The following is a 22,707-nucleotide window of genomic DNA, read 5'->3' on the forward strand; positions in this document are numbered from 1 at the left end:
AAAACTAATATAACCCCTAAGTTTACTGCATCAGTTTTATGGTTTATCTTATATCCTTTTTCTGTTAAAATTATATACAAAGTGTAATTTAGCATAAATCAAAGGAGTTGTCATTATGATTGTATTATCATGCAGTAATTTATCTAAATCATATGTTGCCAATAAAATCTTAAACAATATATCATTTACTATAAATAGTGGAGAAAAAATAGGTTTAGTTGGTCTGAATGGTACAGGTAAATCTACGCTATTTAAAATACTAGCTGGTAAATTAAGTAAAGATTCAGGAGAAATTTATATAGCTAAAGACCATAAAATAGGATACCTTGAACAAAATACACAAGTCGAAAGTAATAGTACAGTATTTGAAGAAACTTTAAAAGTCTTTAAACAACTCATTGATATGGAAAAAAAATTAAGGAATTTAGAAGAAGAAATAAGTGTTGAAAGTAAAAATGGTTCATCAACAAAACTGCAAAATTTAATGGACCTTTACTCAAAATTGATGGAAGAATTCACTAACAAAAATGGATATGGTTATAAAAGTGAGATAAAAGGAGTTTTAAAAGGTTTGGGCTTTACTGAAGACGAATTTGATAAACCTGTAAACAAGTTAAGTGGAGGTCAAAAAACTAGAATTTCTCTAGCAAAATTATTGCTTGAGAAACCTGACATCTTACTTTTAGACGAGCCAACAAACCATCTTGACATAGAAGCTATAGGCTGGCTTGAAAAGTTTATAAAAGACTATAAAGGAACTGCAATAATAATTTCTCACGATAGATATTTTCTAGACTCTATTGCAAATAGAATATTTCTAATCGAAAATTCTACACTTAAATCATACAATGGAAATTACTCAACCTTTATGAAAAAAAGAAAAAAAGAAAGGAAGCTCCTACAAAAAAAATATGAAGAACAACAAAAAGAAATTAAAAGACAAGAAGAAATTATTAGTAGATTTATGTCGTATGGTGGTAAACGGTATATAAGACAAGCACAAAGCAGACAAAAAATGCTTGATAAAATGAAAAAAATCGACAAACCTATACAAGATCGAAAAAAAACTAAAATAGTTTTTGAGCCTAAAATTAAAAGTGGTTATGAAGTTATTAAAGTAAAAGATTTATCCATGAGTTTTGGTGATTTCAAGCTTTTTAAAGATTTAAGCTTTTCTATATACAGAGGAGAAAAAGTAGGACTTATCGGTCCTAATGGTATCGGAAAAACAACATTATTCAAAATTATTTTAAGCGAAATAAATCCAACAAGTGGTGAAATAACTCTAGGCCATCATGTAAATATAGGTTATTATGATCAGGAACAATCAAACCTTAACTTAGAAAAAACTATTGTAGATGAAATCTGGGATGAAAACCCTGATTTTGACCATTATCAAATAAGATCTATCCTTGCAAAATTCTTATTTCAAGGAGATGATATTTTCAAAGAAATTAGCACTCTGAGTGGTGGGGAAAAAAGTCGCCTAGCCCTACTAAAATTAATGCTGTCTAAAGCAAATTTTCTTCTAATGGACGAACCTACTAATCACCTCGACATAGATTCCAAAGAAGTTTTAGAAGATGCTCTTAAGGATTATGAAGGAACACTACTTGTCATATCTCATGACAGATATTTCTTAAATAAAGTAACAGATAAAATATTAGAACTAAGTAGTGAAGGAATCAAAGAATATCTTGGTAATTATGATTATTATTTAGATAAGAAAAAGGCTAATGAAGCTCAAGAAGAAATTTTCAATGATAAAACTAAAACTCAAATTAAAGCAGAAAGAAAGAAATTAAAAGAACAGAAGAAAAAAGAGAAAAAACTTAGAGAAAAAATTAAAAATTTAGAATCTAGAATTAGTCAATACGAAGAAAAAATATCTGAGCTAGAAGAATATATGTGCAAGCCTGAAGTCTTTAATGATCCAACTAAAAGTATAGAAATTAGCATGGAAGCTAATAGTTTAAAAAAGGAACTTGAAGAACTTTATGATGAATGGATGGAATTAACTGAAAATAATGTATAAACCCAGATTTAATTTGTTGACAAAATAAATTCTTATGAAAATAACACTCATACGAAAAAATTTAGAAAAAACTTAAGGCTCAAATTTTTTGAAAATCCTAACGCTTACAATGAGTCGTCCTGACTCTGTAAGCTGGCTTAGCGTCCATGCTAAGCCCACGGATTTTCTTTAAATTTTCACCTAGTTTTTTCACTAAATTCTTTCAAGTATTCGCTTTTATTTTCATAATTTTTTCAAGTATAAGTTTATTGATAATCCAGATTCAATTTTAAATTGACATATTAAACTATATATTGTATGATTTAATTGTCAACTTAATATAATGTTAAGTTGACAATTATTTTTTTAATGGGAGGTATTAATATGTCAACGAGAAACTTAGTCTTTTCAGCTATGTTTGCTGCACTAACTGCAGTATGTGCTCAAATATTTATTAACTTACCTTTTACACCTATTCCTGTCACTCTACAAGTTTTAGCTGTATTCTTATCAGGGATTATATTAGGTGACAGAATGGGAGCTTTATCCCAATTAGTTTACTTATTTATAGGTGCAATTGGCATTCCTGTATTTGCTGGCTTTTCTGGTGGTTTGCAAGTATTAGTTGGGTATACAGGAGGTTTTTTAATTGCTTTTCCTATAGCTAGCTTTGTAATAGGAAAAATAGTTAATTCTTTCAGTAAGACTTCTCCAAAACTAAACTTAGCTGTAAATACTTTAGCTATGATAATAGGACTAATTATTATTTACTTAATGGGAGCAACTCAATACGCAATAATTGCTAAAGTTAGCTTTATTAATTCATTAAGTGTAACTGTATTACCTTTTATCTTTGCAGACTTACTTAAATTAATTGCTGCTGTTTTAATAGCTGAACCTGTTAAAAAAGCTTTAAAAAATGCAAAGTTGATATAGGATTAGGTGCTAGGTGTGGACAAGGTGCAAATTATGTCAACATTCTACAGTGCAACTTGTCCACATTTTTTACCTTACGCTGCTTAAAATTTTTATTTTATCCAAATAATCCACAAAAAATTCACATTATCCACATAGTTGTCCACATTTATATATTAAGTCAGTAACAAATTTATATTTATTTTCCACATTATCCACAATTATTTGTTGAAATAGAAAGTACGTTCTGTGGACAAGCTGTGTCTAATTATTAGTAATAATGTCGAAATAATATTTGTATTTAGTTAACATAAATATATCTACATAATTTAATATTTTTTGTCTCCAAGTTTAAGATTAGGTACTGCATTTAAGCGCAAATCAGCTCTATACCCTTTTAAATAGTCATAATATGCGGCACACCCAATCATTGCTGCATTATCTGTACATAATTTTTTTGATGGATATCTTAATTCTAATCCCTCTTCAATACATCTTTTACTTATAAGATTTCTTAATCCTTCATTTGCTGCTACACCACCAGCTAAAGCAACTACATTAACTCCTTTATCCTTAGCTGCTTTTATCGTCTTTTCTACCAAAACCTCTATAACAGATTGCTGGAAACTAGCTGCTACATCTTCTACTACTATTTCTATACCTTTTTGTTTAGAGTTGTTTAAATAATTTAACACAGCAGATTTCAATCCACTAAAGCTAAAATCAAAACTCCTATCATCTAAATATACTCTAGGAAAATCAATAGCGTTTTTATTCCCTATTGCAGCTAATTTATCTATAATAGGACCTCCTGGATATCCAAGCCCCAATGCTCTTGCAACCTTATCAAATGCCTCACCAGCAGCATCATCTCTCGTTTTACCGATTACTTCATATTCGCCGTAATCTTTAACTAAAACTAAGTGTGTATGCCCCCCTGACACAACTAAACAAACAAATGGAGGCTTTAGCTCTTTATCTTCTATAAAATTAGCACATATATGTCCTTCAATATGATTTACTCCTACTAAAGGTATATTCTTCCCAAAGGCTATGGCTTTAGCCGTAGATACCCCAACTAGTAAAGCTCCAACTAGTCCTGGACCGTATGTAACTCCTATATTATCTATATCATCAAATGTAACATTAGCTTCATCTAAAGCTTCTTGAATAATTATATTAATACTTTCAATATGCTTTCTTGAAGCAACTTCTGGAACAACTCCACCAAATTTTTTATGTATCTCTATTTGAGAAGAAATAATGTTAGATAATACTTCTCTACCATTCTTTACAACAGAAACAGATGTCTCATCACATGAAGTCTCTATAGCTAAAGTTATTATATCTTTCATGCTTTCCAAATTTTATCCCTCCTTCTTTTCATATATGGTATATTATAACCTAATGTTCGCTTTTCGTCATTCGCTATTCGTTTTTCTAAAGTTTATAGTCAATGATTATTGTGAATTATCAATTGTAAATTTAAACAAAATCTTCAATTTTAATGAATTTAGGTAGATTTTCCCCATATCCGTAAACAGAAATTATATTTAAATTTATCTACAGTTTAATAAGGAAAATAATTTCCTATGAATTATAAAAAGTCGAATGACGAACGACGAATAGCTATAAGCCATACATATATATTAACCAATAAACCAATACTAAATATATATCTTATTTAGGAGTGTAAGATATGGAAAAGAAAAAATCTATTTATAATAGAATTTCAGAAGCTAACATTCTGCCTGATGGACTATTAAAAGAAGTTAGCTATGATGATTTGGCTTTAGCAATAATTGCTAAGAACAGACCATTAGCTTCAAAAAATGAAGAGAAAAACTTAAAATAATTTGGGGCACCATACGGTGCCCTTAATCTAATTTTGAGTCTAGATTAGATAAAATCTCATCCACTAAATTAATATCACATTTATTGTCACTAGTAAAATGTTCACAATTTACGCAGCTTTTATTCCTATCGTCAGTTACTGCTGTAGAGCTCATCATAGAAGCTCCTTTTGGTCTATATTGACTACAGTTTTGAGCCACCATTTTTAATTGTTCTCTGCTGGCCATCCGTCACCCTCCTTTTATCTTTTGCACTTATTATTTCAAATATATATTATTATTATTCATTTTGTAGATTGTGACGGTTTAATAATTACATCGGAGCTTTCAAAGTTGATAACCCTCCGATTATTAATAACCAAGTTATCCAAGGCAATAATACTGCCAAAGTAGATTTTTTTCTTGGTATTCCATATACTTGAGAAATACCTATAATAGCTAATATTTGATACCAAATTATAAATATATCAATTTGAGATAATATGCTGTATAGTAACCCACCAGTCATTGATTCTGGCAACAGTACTGCAAAATTAATAAGTACCTCAAATTTCCCTATTATTAAAGAAATAATAGTTACAATAACCTGACCTAATAATACAGGTATAAAAGCATGTGAAATAACAGAAAAAGCATTTTTAAATTTTCCATCTCCTCCAAAAACAGATGCAAGCCCATTAGTTAAAAAGCTCTTAAATACCCAAACAACTATAGGCGTAACAGCCATCGCAATTACTGATATATATACCTGTGTATTAACTAAGCCTTCTAAATTTGGTACTTCTGTGCCCTGTTTTGCTAACTGTTCCATCATCTTACTACTTAAAAATTCCCTATAACTGTCTAATCTTAATAATATTAGCAGCATCATTCCAATACTAACTAATAATATTGGAAATAAAACTTTAGGATACTCTCTTAAATTATCAAATAGTTTAACAGGATTTGTAAATACGTACTTTAACCTTTCCCACCAAGTAAATGGTTTAGTTTCATTAACGTCCTCATTTATAATTTCGTTATTGTTTTGATTTAAATTTTCAGTCATAATCCCACTCCTTTTTAATTATAGTCATTCGCCATTCGCTATTCGTCAAATTAGAAAGCGAAAAGCAAAAAATTATTACCAAATTCATTCAAATATCTTATTCGTATCTTAATGCTTCTATTGGGTCAAGTTTTGCAGCCTTATTAGCTGGATATATTCCAAAGAATATTCCAACACCAGCAGAAAACAATACCGCTATTAAAACAGTAACTATTGATACTGTTGGTGGTAACCCCATTGAAATAGCAATAACATTTGCAATAATTAAACCTAAAATCGTTCCTATTAAACCACCTATACCTGATATGATCATAGCTTCAACTAAAAACTGCATGAGAATATCCTTTCGTCTAGCACCTATAGCCTTTCTTATACCTATCTCCCTTGTCCTCTCTGTTACAGATACAAGCATTATGTTCATTACACCAATTCCACCAACTAATAAAGATATCGCTGCTATCGCTCCCACAACCTTTGATAAAATTCCTAATACATTATCCATAATCTGCATTTGCTGTTTTGCACTCTGGCTCCTGTAATAATCGTTACCTGAATTTCTATGACGCCTTTCTACAAGCTTTATTATATCCTTAGAAACTTTCTCAATTTTGCTGCTATCCGCCATATTTACTTCAATAGCCCAGTACCTATTACCATAACCTAATTTTTTCATATATGTTACAGGCAAATATATATTTGTAGGTATTTCTTGACCAAATCTTTCAGCTAACTTCTCAAATGAAGATGCTTGAGATTCATATATCCCAACTATTGTAAATGAAATTTTCGAGTACCCAGTATCTACAAGAATTTTCTCTCCTATTACATCAGTTCTCTTAAAAATTTTCATTGCAAGTTCTTTGTCTATTACTCCAACACTTCTTTTTCCTTTTATATCTGATGTTAGTAAAAATCTTCCATCGACAATATCTATGCTCTCAATTTTATTGTAGTCTTCATTTACTCCATATAGTGTAACTGAAGCTGTTTCTCTACCTTTATTTGCCTTACCATTAATATTAAAATTGGGAGATATCGCCTTTATATCATCTTTAAATACTCTTTTAATATCTTCAATATCACCATCATCAAAACGATCTCTATACCTTGGATTTGCACTCCAATTCATCCAAAAAATAACTCTATTCGTACCAAATTTTTCAAATTCACTTCCAATTTTCGCTTGACTGCCTTGACCTAAAGACACAATAGCAATTACAGATGTGATACCTATTATTATTCCCAGCATTGTTAAAAATGAACGCATTTTATTAGCCCAGAGGCTAGAAAGTGCAACTTTTACGCTTTCTAAAAAATTCATATTATCACCTCTTCTCTTATCCTCATATTAAAAAGCTTATTTAAGCTTCCTATCTTCTACAACCACTCCATCCCTGAATGTAACAACTCTTTTAGCCTTCTGAGCTATATCTGCTTCATGAGTTACAATAATTATGGTTACTCCTTCTTCATTGAGATTTTTAAAAATATCCATAATTTCTTCTCCAGATTTTGTATCTAAGTTACCTGTCGGCTCATCAGCCAATATTATTGCTGGGTTGTTAACCAAAGCTCTAGCTATAGCAACTCTCTGTCTTTGTCCTCCAGACAATTCGTTAGGTTTGTGATCTATTCTATCTCCAAGTCCAACTTTTTCTAACAATTCTATAGCTCTCTTTCTTCTTTCTTTAGCTGGAACCCCTGCATACATCATTGGGAGCTCAACATTTTTTAGTGCAGTTGTTCTTGGTAGTAAATTAAATGCTTGAAATACAAAACCTATCTTCTTATTTCTTATCGAAGCTAATTCATCATCATTTAAGCCTTGAATGCTTACTCCATCTAATACATATTTGCCTTTTGTTGGCTTATCTAAACATCCAATTATATTCATTAAAGTCGATTTTCCAGAACCTGACGGACCCATAATAGCCACAAATTCTTCTTTTTCAATACTAAAACTAACATCCTTTAATGCAGTAACAGAAATATCTCCCATTTTATAGATCTTAGTCAAGCCCTCTAACTTAATCATTTCTTATCACCTTTCAGTATATTAACATCCATTCCATCCTTTATTTTTTCACTAGGATTTAGTATAACTTGGTCCCCTTCTTTTAAATCTTTAGAAATTATTTCTACTTTTAAGTCCCCTTCAACACCTATCAAAACTGGTATTTCTACTGCTTTACCTTCTTCTACTTTAAATACAACTATACTTCCATCTTTCTTATGATATAAAGCTTCATATGGAACTACTAAAGCATCTTTTTTATTTGCAGTATTAATAGAAACATCTGCTGAAAAACCTGGCTTTATCTTTTCATTAGGATTTAATATATCAATCTTTATTTTTACATTTGTTTCAATACCTCTTCCTGTATTCATTTCAGTTGCTATAGGTGCTATATATGAAACTTTACCTTTATATTCCTGATTTTTAAACGCTTCTCCAGTTATTTTAACTTCTTGCCCTAATTTTATATCATTTACATCGTATTCACTAATATTTACTTCAATCTCCAAATCACTTACATCATCAATAACAAACAAAGGTGAAGCTGTATTAGCTGGTATACCAAGCTTAGCACTTGAATAAACAATAACTCCATCTATTGGGCTTTTTATTATACATTTACTAAGAGCTTCTTTTTGGTTATTTAAATTTAACTCTTGTAACTCAATTCTCTTTCTTTGATTTTCTATATTTTTAGTTTTGTTTGCATCTTCTAACTGTTTCTGAGCTAATTCGAAACTAATCTTAGCCACAGTTAGTGCTGACTCATCAGCATCTAATTGTGCTTTGCTTATCGCCCCTGCATTATATAATTTAACAGAATTCTGATATTTCTTTTGAGCACTTTCATAATTTAATTTTGCATTTTCTAAATTCTTCTCGAGTTGAAAAGTATCTGTACCTTCAAGCATATCCTTTAAAACCTGTTTTTCTATTTCCAAATTGATTTCTGCAGTCCTTATCTTAAATTCAATATCCTCTGTATCTAACTTTGCTAGTATTTGGCCTTTAGATACTCTATCCCCTTCTTTAGCTAATATTTCTTTTATCGTATATGGAAGTGTTGTTACTACATTTCTCTGATTTTTAGATTTTATAGTACCATCTGAAATTATTGTTGAAGATATATCCTCTTTAGATACTTCAACTACTTTTACAAAAGCTCCTTTTTTATCTTCCTTTTTTGCTGCTTTATATGCTCCTATCCCTATTATTACTATTCCTAAAATAACTAATAAAGAAATTGCTAAAATCTTTTTTCTCTTTGCCATATAAAAACCCCCAGTCTATTTAAATATATTTATCACTCCCATTTTAAATACTAATTTTACTCTAATTCTACAAACTCCTTCAATTTCCTGCCAAAACATTGAATTTAATGAAATAATATGTACAAAATAAATTTGAGATGCGATAAAATCACATCTCTTTCCACATTATTATTGCATCTTCTTTTGTATCAGAATAGTAACCCGGCCTTATACCGCACTCTTTAAAGCCAAATTTTTTATACAAAGACTGAGCTATCTTATTTGATTTTCTAACCTCTAAAGTCATCCTATTTATTCCTCTTTCTCTGCAAATCTTAATAAGACCCTCTACTAATAAATTTCCTATTCCTAGTCCTCTAAAATTAGGATGAACAGCTATATTTGTTATATGCCCCTCATCTACAATAAGCCAAATGCCACCATAACCTACTACCTTCCCCTCAATAGAAGCTACTATAAGCTTAGCAAGCTTATTCTGATTAACTTCTTTTATAAAAGCATCTCTCGACCATGGCGTTTTAAATGACTTTTTTTCTATATCAAGAACTTCATCAATATCTTCTTCTGTCATATCTCTAATTATGATCTTACTCATTTTTTTCACCACAACACTTAATTTTCTCTTCATACTCCCTCTGAGCTTGGGACTTTCTAAGATAATCAGGAACTAAGTCAAAAAAGCTTTCTAGTTTTCCTTCTTTTGCCCTTGATAGTGCTAATTCTGCAACTGACGATGCTCTTGCCATATTTGCAGATTTCGGTGCAAATAATACTTTCTCTCCTAAAACCTCAAGTATTCTCTGCCTGTAAACTAATGTACCATCTCCATTAACAATAATACTTTCATCTCTTTCTTTTAAAATATCCATAAGTTCATCTAACTCTATTGTGTCTGCTTTTTGTATAACACAAAGACTACCATTTTCCCATTTGTAAATTCCAGTAAATACTCTATCCCTTCTAGCATCTATCATTGGTACAATAATCCCCTCAGAATAAGGTAAATTAAATGCTAGAGCATCTAATGTAGGTATACCAATAACTGGCTTATTCAAAACATGAGCTAAACTCTTTATAGTTGCTACTCCAATTCTTAAACCTGTAAATGAACCTGGTCCGATTGATACTGCAAAAATATCTATATCCTCTGGTTTTAATTCACTATTTTCTAAAATTTCTTTTATTATAGGCATTATTTTCTGAGAATGAGTTCTTTTATTATTTAATATATACTCACCGATCAATTTATCTTCATCAAGTATAGCACAAGTTGCAACAATACTAGACGTATCTACCGCAAGTATCTTCACTATTTGATCAACTCCTTAACAATTTCTTCATATCGTTTCCCTTTAGCTTCTATTATTATTTCTCTTTCGTTAAATTCTTTTCCTCTTTTTATAGTAATATCTAATCTTTCTAAAGGTAGTATATCTTCTATTATACTAGCCCATTCAATGATAGTAACTCCTTCTGAATATATATATTCTTCAAATCCTAAATCATACATCTCATCTATATCGTCTATCCTATATACATCAAAATGATATACTGGATATCTTCCCTCATATTCATTAATCAATGTAAAAGTAGGACTAGTAACATAATCTTTAACATCAAGTCCTTTAGCTATTGATTGTGTTAATGTTGTTTTTCCCGCTCCTAAATCACCATTTAAACACAAAACATCCCCACTTTTTAAAAGTGTTCCTAATTTATATCCAAAAAAATTAGTTTCTTCAGGACTGTTTGTTTTTATCTTAACCATAATTTCATCCTTCCTTATTTTCATTCCCTCATCTTATGTATCATAGTAACAAATAATTGTAAAGTCTATCTGCTAATTTTTTGTATGAATTCTGCAATTCTATTTAATCCTTCTGTTAACGTATCTATACTACATGCATAAGAAATCCTTATATAATCATCCATTCCAAAAGCTATGCCAGGTACAACAGCTACCTTACTTTCTTCAAGTAATCTGTCTGCGAAATGAATAGAAAAACTCCCATCATAATTCATATTTTGCTTTAATTGCGAAATGTCGATAAATAAGTAAAAAGCTCCTTCAGGATAAATAAATGATAATGGTTTTATTTTATTTAATATTGAAACTATCCTATCTCTACGACTTTTATAAACCTTAACCATCTCATTTATTTCTTCTTCACAATAAGATAGTGCTCCGAATGCTGCCCATTGTGATATTGTTGAAGGATGAGAAACTAAATGCCCTTGTATAGTAGAAATAGCTTTGGCTATTTCTTTATTAGAAGCTGAATATCCTACTCTCCATCCAGTCATAGAAGCTGATTTAGAAAGTCCATTTATAGTTATTGTTATATCTTTAGCTTCCTTAGAAATAGCAGCAATACTTTTATAATCGTCAATATAGCGTATCTTTTCATATATTTCATCTGAAATTATATATATATTGTTCTCTAAACAAAACTTAACTATAGGAATTAACTCTTTTTCTCTATATATACTTCCAGCTGGATTTGATGGATTCGAAATTATTATCGCCTTTGTCCTTGAACTTTGAGCCTCTTTCAATTCTTCAACTGTAACCTTGAAATTGTTAGATTTATCTGTTTCTACAAATACAGGTTTTCCTCCTACCAATTTAACCATCTCAGGATAACTTACCCAATATGGCTTAGGTATAAGCACCTCGTCCCCTTCATCTAACAAAGCTAATAATGAATTAGTTATAGAATGTTTAGCTCCACTAGACACAACTATCTCATCAACTTCATAATTGATTCCATTTTCAGTCCAAAGTTTGTTTTGAATAACTTTTTTTAGTTCCTTTAAACCTGAAGCGGAGTCATATTTTGTTTTATTATTATGTATAGCCTTAATCGCTTCTTCTTTCGCTTTATCTGGAGTAAAAAAATCTGGTTCTCCAATACTTAGATTAATTATGTCTAGACCTTCTTCTCTAAGTTTTTGAACCTTATTACTTATACCAATTGTAAATGACGGAGTAATATTGTTTAATCTTTTAGATAGCATCTACTCTCTCCCCTTTATATTGTTCTTTATCACCATATATTTTTATTATAATCCATAGGAAATTATATTCCTATTAATTTTAAAGATAATTTTAAATATAATTTCCGTAGTTCGTTATTCGCTACTCGTCATTCGCTATTCGTCAAAAAAATGTAAAATCGAGGGCTATGCCCTCGATTCTCAATTACTTGTGTAAAATTGGTGATATTTTCTTATACAATACGATCGTAGCCAATGATACAATTATCCCTTTTAATAAATTGAAAGGAACTATTGCAAATAAGATAAAAGTTTTATAGTCAGCAACAAATTTATTAACTTTGGCACCCATTTCAACAAAAGCATCTATCGGAGCACCAAACAGTTTTGCATAAAACGGTATTAAGAAGTAATAATTTGATAAAGAAGCTACAAGCGTCATCATTACAGTCCCTATAACCATACCTAAAACTGCATTTTTAAATGTTTTTTTCTTAAGATAGATATAACTTGCAGTATAAACTAATACGCTTCCTACTAAGAAATTGGCTAACTCTCCAACTCCCATAGTTACAGTTCCTTTAATTACAAGATGAAGTATATTTTTAACAAATTCAATTATAACTCCAGCCATAGGACCTAATGCAAAAGCTCCTATTAAAGCAGGTATATCACTTAAGTCAATCTTTAGAAACTCTGGTGTAAACCATAAAGGTACTTCAATATACATAATAAGAAATGCAAGTACTGATAAAACAGATATTTTAGTAAGCATTCTAGTATTAAGTCTTTCTTTTAGTGTTAACATGATACCCCTCCATTATATTTTTTCTTTTTTCACGGGAGGATTAGTAACAAAATCCTCAATTTTAAAACAACAAGGATGATTTTGTTGAAATCCATAAACGGAAATTATATTGTTAATTATCCACGATTTAATAAAGTATATAATTTCCTATGAATTATAAATTAAAAGCTCCTGAAGACGATCTTCAGGAGCATACATACACAACAATTGTACTAATCTTCTCCCATCCAGACTTTAACTGTCGGCCCTGGAATCTCACCAGGTCAACTGCAATGCAGCTCGCGGGCTATACCGCCGGTCGGGAATTTCACCCTGCCCTGAAGACTAGAAAGAAATATATTTAATTCTTAACTTTATTATCACATTATTATCTATTTTTGTCAAGAAGTAAAATACCGTCTTTCGCTATTCGCTACTCGGCATTCGACTGTCGAAAAGCGAAAAGCCAATGACGTATAGCCAGCACCCAGTACCAAGTACCTAGTCCCCAGTACCTAGCACCTATCTTTTATAAACCACCTTACCATCAATTATTGTTACATATACTTTACAATCAACATCTCTTAATGGATGACCATCAAATATAACGATATCAGCATCTTTACCTACTTCAATACTTCCAACTCTATCATCTATTCCTAATATTTCAGCAGCATTTATAGTTATAGCTTTAAATGCTTCCATTTCATCCATACCTGCTTTTACAGCAAGTCCAGCACAAAGAGGTAAATACTGCAATGGTATTACTGGCGAATCTGTCATTATTGCAACTTTAACACCAGCTTTTTGTAATATTCCAGGAGTTTCAAAAGTTAAATTCTTAAGTTCAAATTTACTTCTATCAGTTAAACTTGGACCAACTATAGCATATTTACCTTCTTTTACTAAATGTTCTACAATTAAATGACCTTCAGTACAATGATCTAAAGTTATATCTACATCAAACTCCTTAGCTATCCTTATAGCTGTTAGTATATCATCTGCTCTATGAGCATGAGCCTTAAGCGGTATTTCTTTTCTAATTACCTTTGCCATAGCTTCCATTTTAATATCAAATTCAGGCATTTTTGATTCATCTTCTTTAGCTTTTTCTAATTTCTCAACATATCTTTTAGCTTTAAAAAGTGTTTCCCTAAGTTTTGCTGCAGTTGCCATCCTTGTAATTGGAGATTTCTTTTGACTATGATAAACCCTCTTAGGATTTTCTCCAAAAGCTATTTTCATAGCCAAAGGTTCTTTTACAATCATATCATCTATTCTATCTCCATATGTCTTTATGGCTGCAAATTGTCCTCCAACTACATTAGCACTACCTGGGCCTGTCGCTACACATGTAACGCCACCTTCATATGCCTCTTTAAACGTTCTATCCATAGGATTTATACCATCAATAGCTCTCAAATGTGGAGTTATTGGGTCAACCCACTCATTGCCGTCATCTCCTTCAAAACCTATACCATCTTCCCATAATCCTAAATGACAATGTGCATCAATTAATCCTGGAGTTACAAGTTTTCCTTTAGCATCAATTACTTCAACATCTAGTGGTACAACTATGTCTTTACCCACTTCCTTAATCTTTCCATTTTCTATTAAAATACTCCCATTTTCAATTATTTCTCCAGTCATAGTCAAAATTTTACCGTTTTGAATTAATAACATTTCTTTTTCCCTCCAATTCTCTCTTTTTATCAATTACGTTTTTTACAGCTTTAATAACCTCTTTAATTGTACAAGGCTTATGCATTATATATTCTATTTCACTTAAATCTTGTCCCTCTAAGTCATTGGGCCATCCTGTCATCAGGATAATTTTCAAATCCTTTTTAACACTTTTTATTTGTTTAGAAAGCCTAATACCATTCATCTTCGGCATAGCTAAATCACAAATTATTATATCATATTCCTTTCTAGATAGTCTCTTTAAAACATTATTACTATTAGTTTCAATATCAGATTCTATTCCAACTATCCTAAGCATCTTTTTTAAAGAGTATGCTACATGAGCCTTATCATCTACAATTAACACATTTAGTCCATTAAACTTCGGTAAAATGTTATCATCATCAGCATATTTTTCCCCTTTTTGATGTCTATTAAATGAAATAGTAAACTTTGTTCCTACTCCAACTTCACTCTCTACTTCTATACTCCCATTATAGCTGGCTATTATATTTTTAGCTATACTTAAGCCTAAACCTGTTCCTCTAGATTCCTTTGTACTAAAAAACGGTTCAAAAATTCTGTCTTTAACTTCATCTGGTATTCCACATCCTGTATCTTCAATACAAACATAAGCCTTATCTCCTCTGTCATAAGTTGTTACCGTCAACTTGCCTCCATTTTCCATAGAATCTATAGCATTCAATATTATATTAAGAATTACCTCCCTTATCTCGTGAGCATCACAATATATATAGCTGTTTGAGTTCAACTCTTTCACTAAAGTAAATTCTTTTCCTTTTACGGCATAGATGTTATTCCATTTAGGTCTTGCCATATCTATTGAAGTTTCCACAATACTATTAAGAAGTATTGACTTCTTGTTAGAACTTACTTTTTTCCTCGTGATTTTCTGTATTTTGTTAACTATCGCCTTGCCATCAAGAGCCGAATTATATATTATTTCCAGATTTTTCTTTATATTTTCATCTTGTACCTGATATAAAAGCAGTTGAGATAGACCTATGATAGTAGTCAATATATTATTAAAATCATGTGCTATTCCTCCAGCAAGTTCACCTAATGTCTTAAGCTTTTCAGCTTTTAACAAATCCTCTTGATGCTTCTCGATTTGTTTTTGCTTATCCAACAAAGCTAGTATTGTATTGCCAATTGCTTTTAGGAAAGACATATGATGATAGAAATGCTGTCTACTGTTATAAGAGGCTAATACAAGAAATGCAATAGGACTGTTTTCATCTTTACCTATAGGTATCTCAACAAATGATTTAATACCAAGTTCATTCATTAGTCTGGCCTTATTGCAACTTTCTAATTTACTGACATCATAGACTTCTATTCCCTGTCTGAATTTCTCTCGAAGTCCGTTTTTGCTTAAAGTTCGACTTGTAATATATCTTGTAATATATTTATCAATTTCATAAGGCAAATTGTACTTTATTATAAATTCTAAATTAAATTCAGTATCTAAATATGTAAAAATCAATCCAAAGCTAGCATTTACTACTTTACAAATTTTTTCTAATGCTGTTTCCAATAGATGTCTGCTATTATGTTTATATGAGATATCCAGAATAAGTTCATTTAACAATTCAAGTTTCTTATTCTCTTTATATAATTCAACTTTATCTAAGTATAAAATTCTTAAATATTTATAAAAAAGTTCTATCTCGTTAGGGTTATCTATACGAAATACATTTACGCTATCATTATTCCTTAAAATAAAAACATCATGAAGAGGAACTAAACGATAGAAATGTTCTTCAGTAAAATTATCAATTAAATACTCTTTTATAATCATAATTCCCTTCTCTTTAGCAAATTTTTTAATTTGCTTGTGATATTCATGTAGTACCTCTAAATCCGTTTTATTATTATAAAAATCATCTCTAATTCCATATATTACTATTTTTTCGCATCCTTTTTTACAACAATTATTAATTAGGTTCTCATAGAATTTCACTACATTTTCTACTTGGAGTAGTCCGTCTTTGAAGTATTTTTTTTGAGCAGAGATAAATATAAGCCTTCCACTTTTTACCAGCTCATCTATTGCTAATCCCCATTTTTCTAACTTCTCTTTTTCTGTATGCAATTGACTAATAAAGTTATATACATAAATGAAGCAGCCACCATTTTTAATAACCTGTAAAATAAGATTTTTTAAATGATTCTTTTTAGAATTTAATATACTTGAACTTAAAATTCCACAAAAAGCCCCGCTAATATACTTTATATCTCTACCATTACACAAAATGACTACCCCCTTAAGTAAGCTTGAAGATGAGAACTTTTTGTGTAAGTTCTACAAAATTACAAAAATCCCTCTTTTTTTATTAAAAAAATATTAAATTTTTTTAATATTTTCCGTTTTCAATATTCATAAACAACTTTATAATAAACAAAGACACACTCAAGTGCGCCTTTGTTTAGATAAAGGGGGATTTTCATTTTTAAATTTAAATAGATATATTTAATTCTTCATATTCTAAAAATGGATCTGGAATCAAAATTTTATGAGCTTCTGCATCGGCTATCCCTGCATAGAATTCTGCCTTGCCATTCTCAAGCCTTCTTATACCACCACTAAAAACTACATCTACTAAATCAGGTCTTTTTGCAGGCCCTTCTGGAAAATTACTTCTTGTTGCAAAAATTTTCATTTCAGTAGCTTCTTTAGTGTTTGGATTAAATGCAAAAACCATAGGATAATAATGTCTATTGCCTTCTTCATCAAAACGAGCAATATGTCCTAAAACTCCTAGTAGTCCGTTTTTTAATAAATGAATCTCATTAGCTCCTCCCCATTCTTCATCAATAAATTGCTTTTCAATTAACTCAGCTTTCATAATAACTTCTGAATTAAGCTCATCAAGAGAATTAATTATCGTAAATCCTATTTTACCTCTTCCTCCTATTTCTCCTTGTGGTCTAGTAAATACTCCTATTCTACCATCTGAAAGCTCAATTAGTCGTATATCTTTCATTCCATCAGGACCAACTGCAAATTTTTCTAGAGAATTGATATTTTTACCTCTATAAAATACTGTTCTATACCAAAGTGCATTCTCAATTTCAGGATGTGGAAAAATTTCAACTCCACCAAATACTAACTCTGAACCGATTTTTGTAACAAATGGATCTTGCAAAGAAAATGTTTTCGTATTCTCTCTTGGCTGCCATTTACCATTCCTAAATACAAAGAATACAACTTGAGAATACTCGCTATCTCTTTCTTCTACTCTTCCAGCAATAACCATATCATTATCATCTTCAAATGGTGCAGTTATGTTGTATACATCCTTATTACCAACACCAGTAAACTCTAGCTTTTCTCCTTTAATTTCATAATTCTTTTCTCTAAAAATTGAAAGCAGCTGCTCGCAAGTTTTTGGCTCTAATCTTTTATAAAACTTCATTTCGCCCCTCCTAAAATTAAAATTTTACTTTATCCTTTTCAATCGCTGCTACTCCAATATGTGTATCAGCTCCACCATAATATACATAATAAATACCATTAACTTCTACAGCACCACAACTAAATACTACATTTGGAACTAATCCATTAACCTCCCAATCTAATTCTGGTTCTAAAATTGGCTCAGATTGTCTTGCAATAACTTTAGAAGGATCATTTAAATCTAATAATGCAGCACCTAGTCTATAAACATGATTATCATCTACAGCATGATATATTAAAAGCCAACCATCTTCTCTTTTTATTGGAGGTCCTGCAATACCTATTTTCTTTGACTCCCATGTATTTTCAATAGGAGACATGATTATCTTATGGTTTGTCCATGTTATTAAATCATCAGAATAAGCAATCCAAATATCCGGTACTCTCCTATGAAGCAAAATGTATTTACCATTAATCTTTTCTGGAAATATTGCTGCATCCTTATTTGACTCATCTAATACAACCCTGTGACCTGTCCAATTTTTCATATCATTAGACCAAGCCATACAAATCTTAAAATCATCCCATGATCTGCCACCAAAGCCCGTATACAACATATAGTATGTATCGTCTATTTTTGTTATTCTTGGATCTTCTACTCCCCAGGCTTCTTGTTCTGTTTCTCCTACAAATACAGGTTCATTAAATCTTTTGAAATTAATTCCGTCTTCGCTTACAGCATATCCTATTGAAGAAACAAATTTATTCTCTTCTTCTGGTTTTTCCGAATCAAGTATAAACTTATTATTTGAAGCTCTATAAAACATATGGAACTTATTATCCTCATATATAACTGCACAGTTAAAAACTGCTTCTTTCTCCCATTCATGTTCCTTTACTGGTGATAGTATAGGTTTATTACTTAAACGTCTTAGTTTAAACATTACAAGACCCCTTTCTTTATTCATATCGTATAAAAATATTTAAAATATTACTAATGACAATATAAGATACAATGCTAAAATATAAAATTAAATAAAGATTACTAGCATATGGTATCATTAATAGAATAATCGATATAACTATAGGTATAGAAGTAATTACAATACTTTTCGTCATATTCAACATTAAAATACCAAATGTATTTCTATAAATTCTTCTAAGTGGTATGTCATATCTTACAATCATCGTAAAAACAAACAAATGAACCATTAGACCTATAAAAAATATAAAAAAACTCATAATTAAAATAAGCTTACCAATAAAATTATCTAGTATTACTCCATTGTAATAACCTATATAGAAAAGAGAGTAAACAACAGCAATAGTCAGTAAAACAAAAACACCAGCTATCAAACTCTTCTTAAAATTATCAATAATCCCTTTTTTAAAGTGATAAAAAACATCTACATACTCATCTTCAACAAATCTCCTGACAACATAAAATAAACCGGTAATAGATAATCCTATAGTAACTATAGGCAAAGAACAAAAAATAAACAAAATATTAAGAAAAATAAATTTGCCATATTCATCAATAAATCTTCTTAAAAATTTTCTAAAGGGACCCTTTATTTCATTTTGTTCTTCAAAAGGCTCTAAACATTCATATTCATTTATCTCTTGCTTTTTCCATTCATTCATAATATCACCTGAATTAATTTGTTAAGTGTTTTTGGTTAACCGGTTACTCTAGTAAAATTATAATTGATAACGTTTTACTTGTCAATTTCTTTTTTCTTTAGTCGACAGGGAACAGAAGACAGGATACAGAAGGCAGGGGACAGGGAAATGAAATTTAAAAATAATTACTTGCTATTCGTCGCTCGCTTTTCACTTTTCGATAATCGAATGACAATTAGCAGATTACGAAAGGCGAAAAGCGAGCGACCAACACTTTACTTAATCTCTTTAACCGAATCCCTAATTACAATATCTGTTCCTATAACTATCCTCTGCCCTAAATCTTCGTTATTTTCAATCCTCCACAATAATTGTGTTACAGCTTGTCTAGCCATTTCATCTCTTTTAACCTTTACAGTTGTAATTGGAGGATTAAACATAGTACTATATTCAACATCATCGAAACTTACTAAAGATACATCATCGGGAATCTTATAACCCATAGCATTCAATTTGCTTCCTAAAAGATATGCAGCTTTATCACAGTTACATACAAATGCAGTAGGAAGCTCATCTGGAATAATTATATCAATATAATTTCCTTTATCATCTCTCTCTTTAAGCAAATACTTTTCATCAAAAACTAAACCATACTCTAGTAAGGCTTTATGATAACCTAAATAACGATCCTGAATACTACTATATAAATTGATGTTGCCACAAAATCCTATTTTCTTATGACCCTTTTCTATTAGATAACTTGTGATATTATAACTAGCATAAAAATTATCTGTCACTACATGGTCTAACTTAATATCCCGATAATAAAAGTCCACTAATATCATAGGCAAATTAAGTTTATTTAAAAAAGTAACATATTTAGGTGAAACTTGTCCTAACAATAAAAGACCATCTACCTTTTGCTCTTGACACATTAAAGGAACTTTATTCTTAGCTTCTTCTTCGGCTGTTAATATTGTAAGTATAGTATTCATCTTTCTCCTTGTAGCTTCCATTTCAATATAGTGAAATATTTTTGTATAGAAAAATTCATTTTTAGTAAAAAATATCTCTGGAACGATAACTCCAATATTTCCTGTTCGTTTAGTTTTTAATGCCTTCGCTATGGAATTAAATTTATAATCCATTTCTACAGCTAAATCTATTATTTTCTGTTTTAATTCTTCACTAACGCCCGGTTTATCATTCAAAGCCTTAGATACTGTAACCTTACTTACTCCTAATCTATCTGCAATATCCTGCATCGTTACCTTTTTACTCACTGTCAACTCACCCTTTACAAATAAAATAACTGTCATTATATACATAATATAACAATAGAAAAACATATATTTAAATATATCTTAACTTAATTTATATGAAGTTACAATAATTATTAACATCTAACTAATAACGCTTCATATGGAAATAATTTTACTTTATCTTTTATATTTAATTCTTTTCTTTTACTTGAAACAATCATTTCTACTTTATTTGCATTAAAATTATCTAAACTTATTTCTTTATATTTATCTGAAAAGTTTAGAAATACTGCATATCTCTCACTTTCAGTCTTTCTAATATAATATATTACATCATCTTCCCTTTGCAGAATAACATATTCACCTCGCAGTAGTGCATCACTCTTTTTCCTTATTCGGATTAATTTCTTGTAAAAATTTAATACAGAATCTTCTTCTTCACTTTGTTTTTTTGCATTTAGCTCTTTATAATTTTCATTTACAGGAAGCCACGGAGCAGTTGAAGAAAAGCCAGCATACTTGCTACTATCCCATTGAACAGGGTTCCTACCACTATCCCTTCCTGCTTCGTTTGCTATTTTTATAGCTTCATCTTCAGTTTTCCCTTCTTTTACAGCTTTTTCATAAGCTAATATACCCGCAACATCTCTCATATCTTTTATATCTTTAATATATATATCAGTCATTCCTAATTCATCACCCTGATATATAAAAGGAACTCCTCTTGCTGTTAAAATAAGCATAGAAAACAATTTAGCCATATCTTCCCTATTATTATCATTGCCAAATCTCGTAACATGTCTTGGCATATCATGACTACTAAAAAATATAGTTGGTAACCCTCCATTTAAATTCTCTTCTAATGACTTCAGTTCTTCAAATATTTTATTGACATCAAATTTTTGAATACTTCCTAAATTAAAATTAAACACCAAATGAAGCCTTTTTTCTTCGTCCAAGTAAGGTGCTGCTTCTAAAACATTTTCAGTCCCTACTTCACCTACTAATACTTTGTTTGGATATTGGTCAACTAATTTTCTTAATTCTTCTACTATATTAAGTGTTTCTGGTAAGTCCTTGTCATATTTATGAATTTGTTTGCCTTTTTCATCATAAGGATTATCTTTAAACTGCTTGTCTACCATTAGAAAATTAATTACATCTAACCTAAAGCCATCAATACCCTTTTCAAGCCAAAACTTAATGACATCAAACATAGCTTTTTTAACATCTTCATTTCTCCAGTTTAAATCTACCTGTTCCTTCGCAAAAGCATGATAATAATACTGCTTTGTATTTGAATCATATTCCCACGCTGATCCTTCAAAAAAAGATTCCCAGTTGTTTGGAACTCCACCTTCTTTCGGATCTTTCCAAATATACCAGTCTCGTTTAGGTGATTGTAAAGAACTCTTAGATTCAATGAACCATGGATGCTTGTCTGAAGTATGATTTAAAACTAAATCTACTATGACTTTTATATCTCTTTTATGTGCTTCTTTTAAAAAAGTTTCAAAATCTTCCATAGTTCCATAATCAGCATCTATCTCGTAATAATCTGAAATATCATAACCATTATCTACTTTTGGAGATTTATAAAAAGGTGTAAGCCAAATACAATCAACCCCTAAATCTTTTAAATAGTCTAGTTTTTTTGTAATCCCTATAAAGTCTCCTATTCCGTCCCCATTACCATCACAGAAACTTCTAATGTATATCTCATAAAAGATAGCTTTTTTCCACCAATTTTTCACATATATGCCTCCTTTAAACAAATGAACACTAGGGGAATATTCTCCTCTAGTGATCTTTCCTC

The 22,707-nt window shown here is 30.4% G+C and carries 21 protein-coding genes and 1 riboswitch; of the genes, 3 read left to right on the forward strand and 18 right to left on the reverse strand.

Features of this window, described 5'->3' with window-relative positions; all coding sequences use genetic code 11:
• Positions 1–115 precede the first annotated feature (115 nt).
• Both BFN48_RS07720 and BFN48_RS07725 read left to right on the forward strand, forming a co-directional pair.
• Positions 116–2,035, forward strand: coding sequence for an ABC-F family ATP-binding cassette domain-containing protein (locus tag BFN48_RS07720; protein WP_069650325.1), 1,920 nt, complete (start codon positions 116–118; stop codon positions 2,033–2,035).
• 363 nt (positions 2,036–2,398) lie between these two features.
• Positions 2,399–2,950, forward strand: coding sequence for a biotin transporter BioY (locus BFN48_RS07725; RefSeq protein ID WP_176718849.1), 552 nt, complete (start codon positions 2,399–2,401; stop codon positions 2,948–2,950).
• Between the two features lie 308 nt (positions 2,951–3,258).
• Here the strand turns inward: BFN48_RS07725 and tsaD are convergent, their stop codons facing one another.
• Complete coding sequence (gene tsaD, locus BFN48_RS07730; RefSeq protein ID WP_069650423.1) at positions 3,259–4,284, reverse strand: tRNA (adenosine(37)-N6)-threonylcarbamoyltransferase complex transferase subunit TsaD; 1,026 nt, start codon at positions 4,282–4,284, stop codon at positions 3,259–3,261.
• A 344-nt stretch (positions 4,285–4,628) separates the two neighbouring features.
• Between tsaD and BFN48_RS12455 the strand changes: the two genes are divergently transcribed.
• A complete protein-coding gene (locus tag BFN48_RS12455; RefSeq protein WP_176718850.1) occupies positions 4,629–4,784 on the forward strand; it encodes a hypothetical protein in 156 nt (51 codons plus the stop codon).
• Positions 4,785–4,806: 22 nt separating this feature from the next.
• Here BFN48_RS12455 and BFN48_RS07735 read toward each other — a convergent pair whose 3' ends face one another.
• The 17 genes from BFN48_RS07735 to BFN48_RS07815 all read right to left on the reverse strand — a co-directional run bounded on the left by BFN48_RS07735 (position 4,807) and on the right by BFN48_RS07815 (position 22,645).
• On the reverse strand, positions 4,807–5,010 hold the full coding sequence (locus tag BFN48_RS07735; RefSeq protein ID WP_069650326.1) for a hypothetical protein: 204 nt from the start codon (positions 5,008–5,010) through the stop codon (positions 4,807–4,809).
• An 85-nt stretch (positions 5,011–5,095) separates the two neighbouring features.
• Entirely contained in the window at positions 5,096–5,830 is a 735-nt protein-coding gene (locus tag BFN48_RS07740) for a Yip1 family protein (protein WP_069650327.1), read from the reverse strand.
• 97 nt (positions 5,831–5,927) lie between these two features.
• Positions 5,928–7,151 carry an ABC transporter permease gene (locus BFN48_RS07745; protein ID WP_069650328.1) on the reverse strand — a complete coding sequence of 408 codons (1,224 nt, stop codon included), beginning with the start codon at positions 7,149–7,151 and terminating at the stop codon, positions 5,928–5,930.
• A gap of 36 nt (positions 7,152–7,187) precedes the next feature.
• Positions 7,188–7,865, reverse strand: a complete 678-nt coding sequence (locus BFN48_RS07750) for an ABC transporter ATP-binding protein (RefSeq protein ID WP_069650329.1) — start codon at positions 7,863–7,865, stop codon at positions 7,188–7,190.
• Positions 7,862–9,118, reverse strand: a complete 1,257-nt coding sequence (locus BFN48_RS07755; protein WP_069650330.1) for an efflux RND transporter periplasmic adaptor subunit — start codon at positions 9,116–9,118, stop codon at positions 7,862–7,864. The genes BFN48_RS07750 and BFN48_RS07755 overlap by 4 nt, the downstream gene beginning before the upstream one ends.
• A 148-nt stretch (positions 9,119–9,266) precedes the next feature.
• On the reverse strand, positions 9,267–9,713 hold the full coding sequence (rimI, locus tag BFN48_RS07760) for a ribosomal protein S18-alanine N-acetyltransferase (RefSeq protein ID WP_069650331.1): 447 nt from the start codon (positions 9,711–9,713) through the stop codon (positions 9,267–9,269).
• Positions 9,706–10,428 carry a tRNA (adenosine(37)-N6)-threonylcarbamoyltransferase complex dimerization subunit type 1 TsaB gene (gene tsaB / locus BFN48_RS07765; protein WP_069650332.1) on the reverse strand — a complete coding sequence of 241 codons (723 nt, stop codon included), beginning with the start codon at positions 10,426–10,428 and terminating at the stop codon, positions 9,706–9,708. The genes rimI and tsaB overlap by 8 nt, the downstream gene beginning before the upstream one ends.
• Positions 10,428–10,910 (reverse strand): tRNA (adenosine(37)-N6)-threonylcarbamoyltransferase complex ATPase subunit type 1 TsaE, encoded by a 483-nt coding sequence (gene tsaE / locus BFN48_RS07770; protein WP_069650333.1) that lies wholly within the window; start codon positions 10,908–10,910, stop codon positions 10,428–10,430. The genes tsaB and tsaE overlap by 1 nt, the downstream gene beginning before the upstream one ends.
• A 41-nt stretch (positions 10,911–10,951) precedes the next feature.
• On the reverse strand, positions 10,952–12,136 hold the full coding sequence (locus tag BFN48_RS07775) for a pyridoxal phosphate-dependent aminotransferase (RefSeq protein ID WP_069650334.1): 1,185 nt from the start codon (positions 12,134–12,136) through the stop codon (positions 10,952–10,954).
• 184 nt (positions 12,137–12,320) lie between these two features.
• Entirely contained in the window at positions 12,321–12,923 is a 603-nt protein-coding gene (locus BFN48_RS07780; protein ID WP_069650335.1) for an ECF transporter S component, read from the reverse strand.
• Between the two features lie 211 nt (positions 12,924–13,134).
• Positions 13,135–13,252: riboswitch (FMN riboswitch) on the reverse strand.
• Between the two features lie 172 nt (positions 13,253–13,424).
• Positions 13,425–14,585, reverse strand: a complete 1,161-nt coding sequence (locus BFN48_RS07785) for an amidohydrolase (protein WP_069650336.1) — start codon at positions 14,583–14,585, stop codon at positions 13,425–13,427.
• Complete coding sequence (locus tag BFN48_RS07790; protein ID WP_069650337.1) at positions 14,563–16,860, reverse strand: hybrid sensor histidine kinase/response regulator; 2,298 nt, start codon at positions 16,858–16,860, stop codon at positions 14,563–14,565. The genes BFN48_RS07785 and BFN48_RS07790 overlap by 23 nt, the downstream gene beginning before the upstream one ends.
• Positions 16,861–17,065: 205 nt before the next feature.
• On the reverse strand, positions 17,066–18,025 hold the full coding sequence (locus BFN48_RS07795; protein WP_069650338.1) for an MTP-1 family protein: 960 nt from the start codon (positions 18,023–18,025) through the stop codon (positions 17,066–17,068).
• Between the two features lie 16 nt (positions 18,026–18,041).
• On the reverse strand, positions 18,042–18,950 hold the full coding sequence (locus BFN48_RS07800; RefSeq protein WP_069650339.1) for a beta-1,2-mannobiose phosphorylase: 909 nt from the start codon (positions 18,948–18,950) through the stop codon (positions 18,042–18,044).
• A gap of 16 nt (positions 18,951–18,966) precedes the next feature.
• Positions 18,967–19,650 carry a DUF624 domain-containing protein gene (locus BFN48_RS07805; RefSeq protein WP_069650340.1) on the reverse strand — a complete coding sequence of 228 codons (684 nt, stop codon included), beginning with the start codon at positions 19,648–19,650 and terminating at the stop codon, positions 18,967–18,969.
• A 254-nt stretch (positions 19,651–19,904) separates the two neighbouring features.
• Entirely contained in the window at positions 19,905–20,912 is a 1,008-nt protein-coding gene (locus tag BFN48_RS07810; RefSeq protein WP_069650341.1) for a substrate-binding domain-containing protein, read from the reverse strand.
• A 113-nt stretch (positions 20,913–21,025) separates the two neighbouring features.
• Entirely contained in the window at positions 21,026–22,645 is a 1,620-nt protein-coding gene (locus tag BFN48_RS07815) for a glycoside hydrolase family 13 protein (RefSeq protein WP_141706147.1), read from the reverse strand.
• Between the last annotated feature and the right edge of the window lie 62 nt (positions 22,646–22,707).

It is taken from the genome of Caloranaerobacter ferrireducens, assembly GCF_001730685.1.
Classification (GTDB): Bacteria; Bacillota; Clostridia; order Tissierellales; family Thermohalobacteraceae; genus Caloranaerobacter; species Caloranaerobacter ferrireducens.

Coding starts and splice junctions, on each gene's coding strand:
- BFN48_RS07720 (WP_069650325.1), top strand. CDS start 116: ATGATTGTATTATCATGCAGTAATTTATCTAAATCATATGTTGCCAAT.
- BFN48_RS07725 (WP_176718849.1), top strand. CDS start 2,399: ATGTCAACGAGAAACTTAGTCTTTTCAGCTATGTTTGCTGCACTAACT.
- tsaD (WP_069650423.1), bottom strand. CDS start 4,284: ATGAAAGATATAATAACTTTAGCTATAGAGACTTCATGTGATGAGACA.
- BFN48_RS12455 (WP_176718850.1), top strand. CDS start 4,629: ATGGAAAAGAAAAAATCTATTTATAATAGAATTTCAGAAGCTAACATT.
- BFN48_RS07735 (WP_069650326.1), bottom strand. CDS start 5,010: ATGGCCAGCAGAGAACAATTAAAAATGGTGGCTCAAAACTGTAGTCAA.
- BFN48_RS07740 (WP_069650327.1), bottom strand. CDS start 5,830: ATGACTGAAAATTTAAATCAAAACAATAACGAAATTATAAATGAGGAC.
- BFN48_RS07745 (WP_069650328.1), bottom strand. CDS start 7,151: ATGAATTTTTTAGAAAGCGTAAAAGTTGCACTTTCTAGCCTCTGGGCT.
- BFN48_RS07750 (WP_069650329.1), bottom strand. CDS start 7,865: ATGATTAAGTTAGAGGGCTTGACTAAGATCTATAAAATGGGAGATATT.
- BFN48_RS07755 (WP_069650330.1), bottom strand. CDS start 9,118: ATGGCAAAGAGAAAAAAGATTTTAGCAATTTCTTTATTAGTTATTTTA.
- rimI (WP_069650331.1), bottom strand. CDS start 9,713: ATGAGTAAGATCATAATTAGAGATATGACAGAAGAAGATATTGATGAA.
- tsaE (WP_069650333.1), bottom strand. CDS start 10,910: ATGAAAATAAGGAAGGATGAAATTATGGTTAAGATAAAAACAAACAGT.
- BFN48_RS07775 (WP_069650334.1), bottom strand. CDS start 12,136: ATGCTATCTAAAAGATTAAACAATATTACTCCGTCATTTACAATTGGT.
- BFN48_RS07780 (WP_069650335.1), bottom strand. CDS start 12,923: ATGTTAACACTAAAAGAAAGACTTAATACTAGAATGCTTACTAAAATA.
- BFN48_RS07785 (WP_069650336.1), bottom strand. CDS start 14,585: ATGTTATTAATTCAAAACGGTAAAATTTTGACTATGACTGGAGAAATA.
- BFN48_RS07795 (WP_069650338.1), bottom strand. CDS start 18,025: ATGAAGTTTTATAAAAGATTAGAGCCAAAAACTTGCGAGCAGCTGCTT.
- BFN48_RS07800 (WP_069650339.1), bottom strand. CDS start 18,950: ATGTTTAAACTAAGACGTTTAAGTAATAAACCTATACTATCACCAGTA.
- BFN48_RS07805 (WP_069650340.1), bottom strand. CDS start 19,650: ATGAATGAATGGAAAAAGCAAGAGATAAATGAATATGAATGTTTAGAG.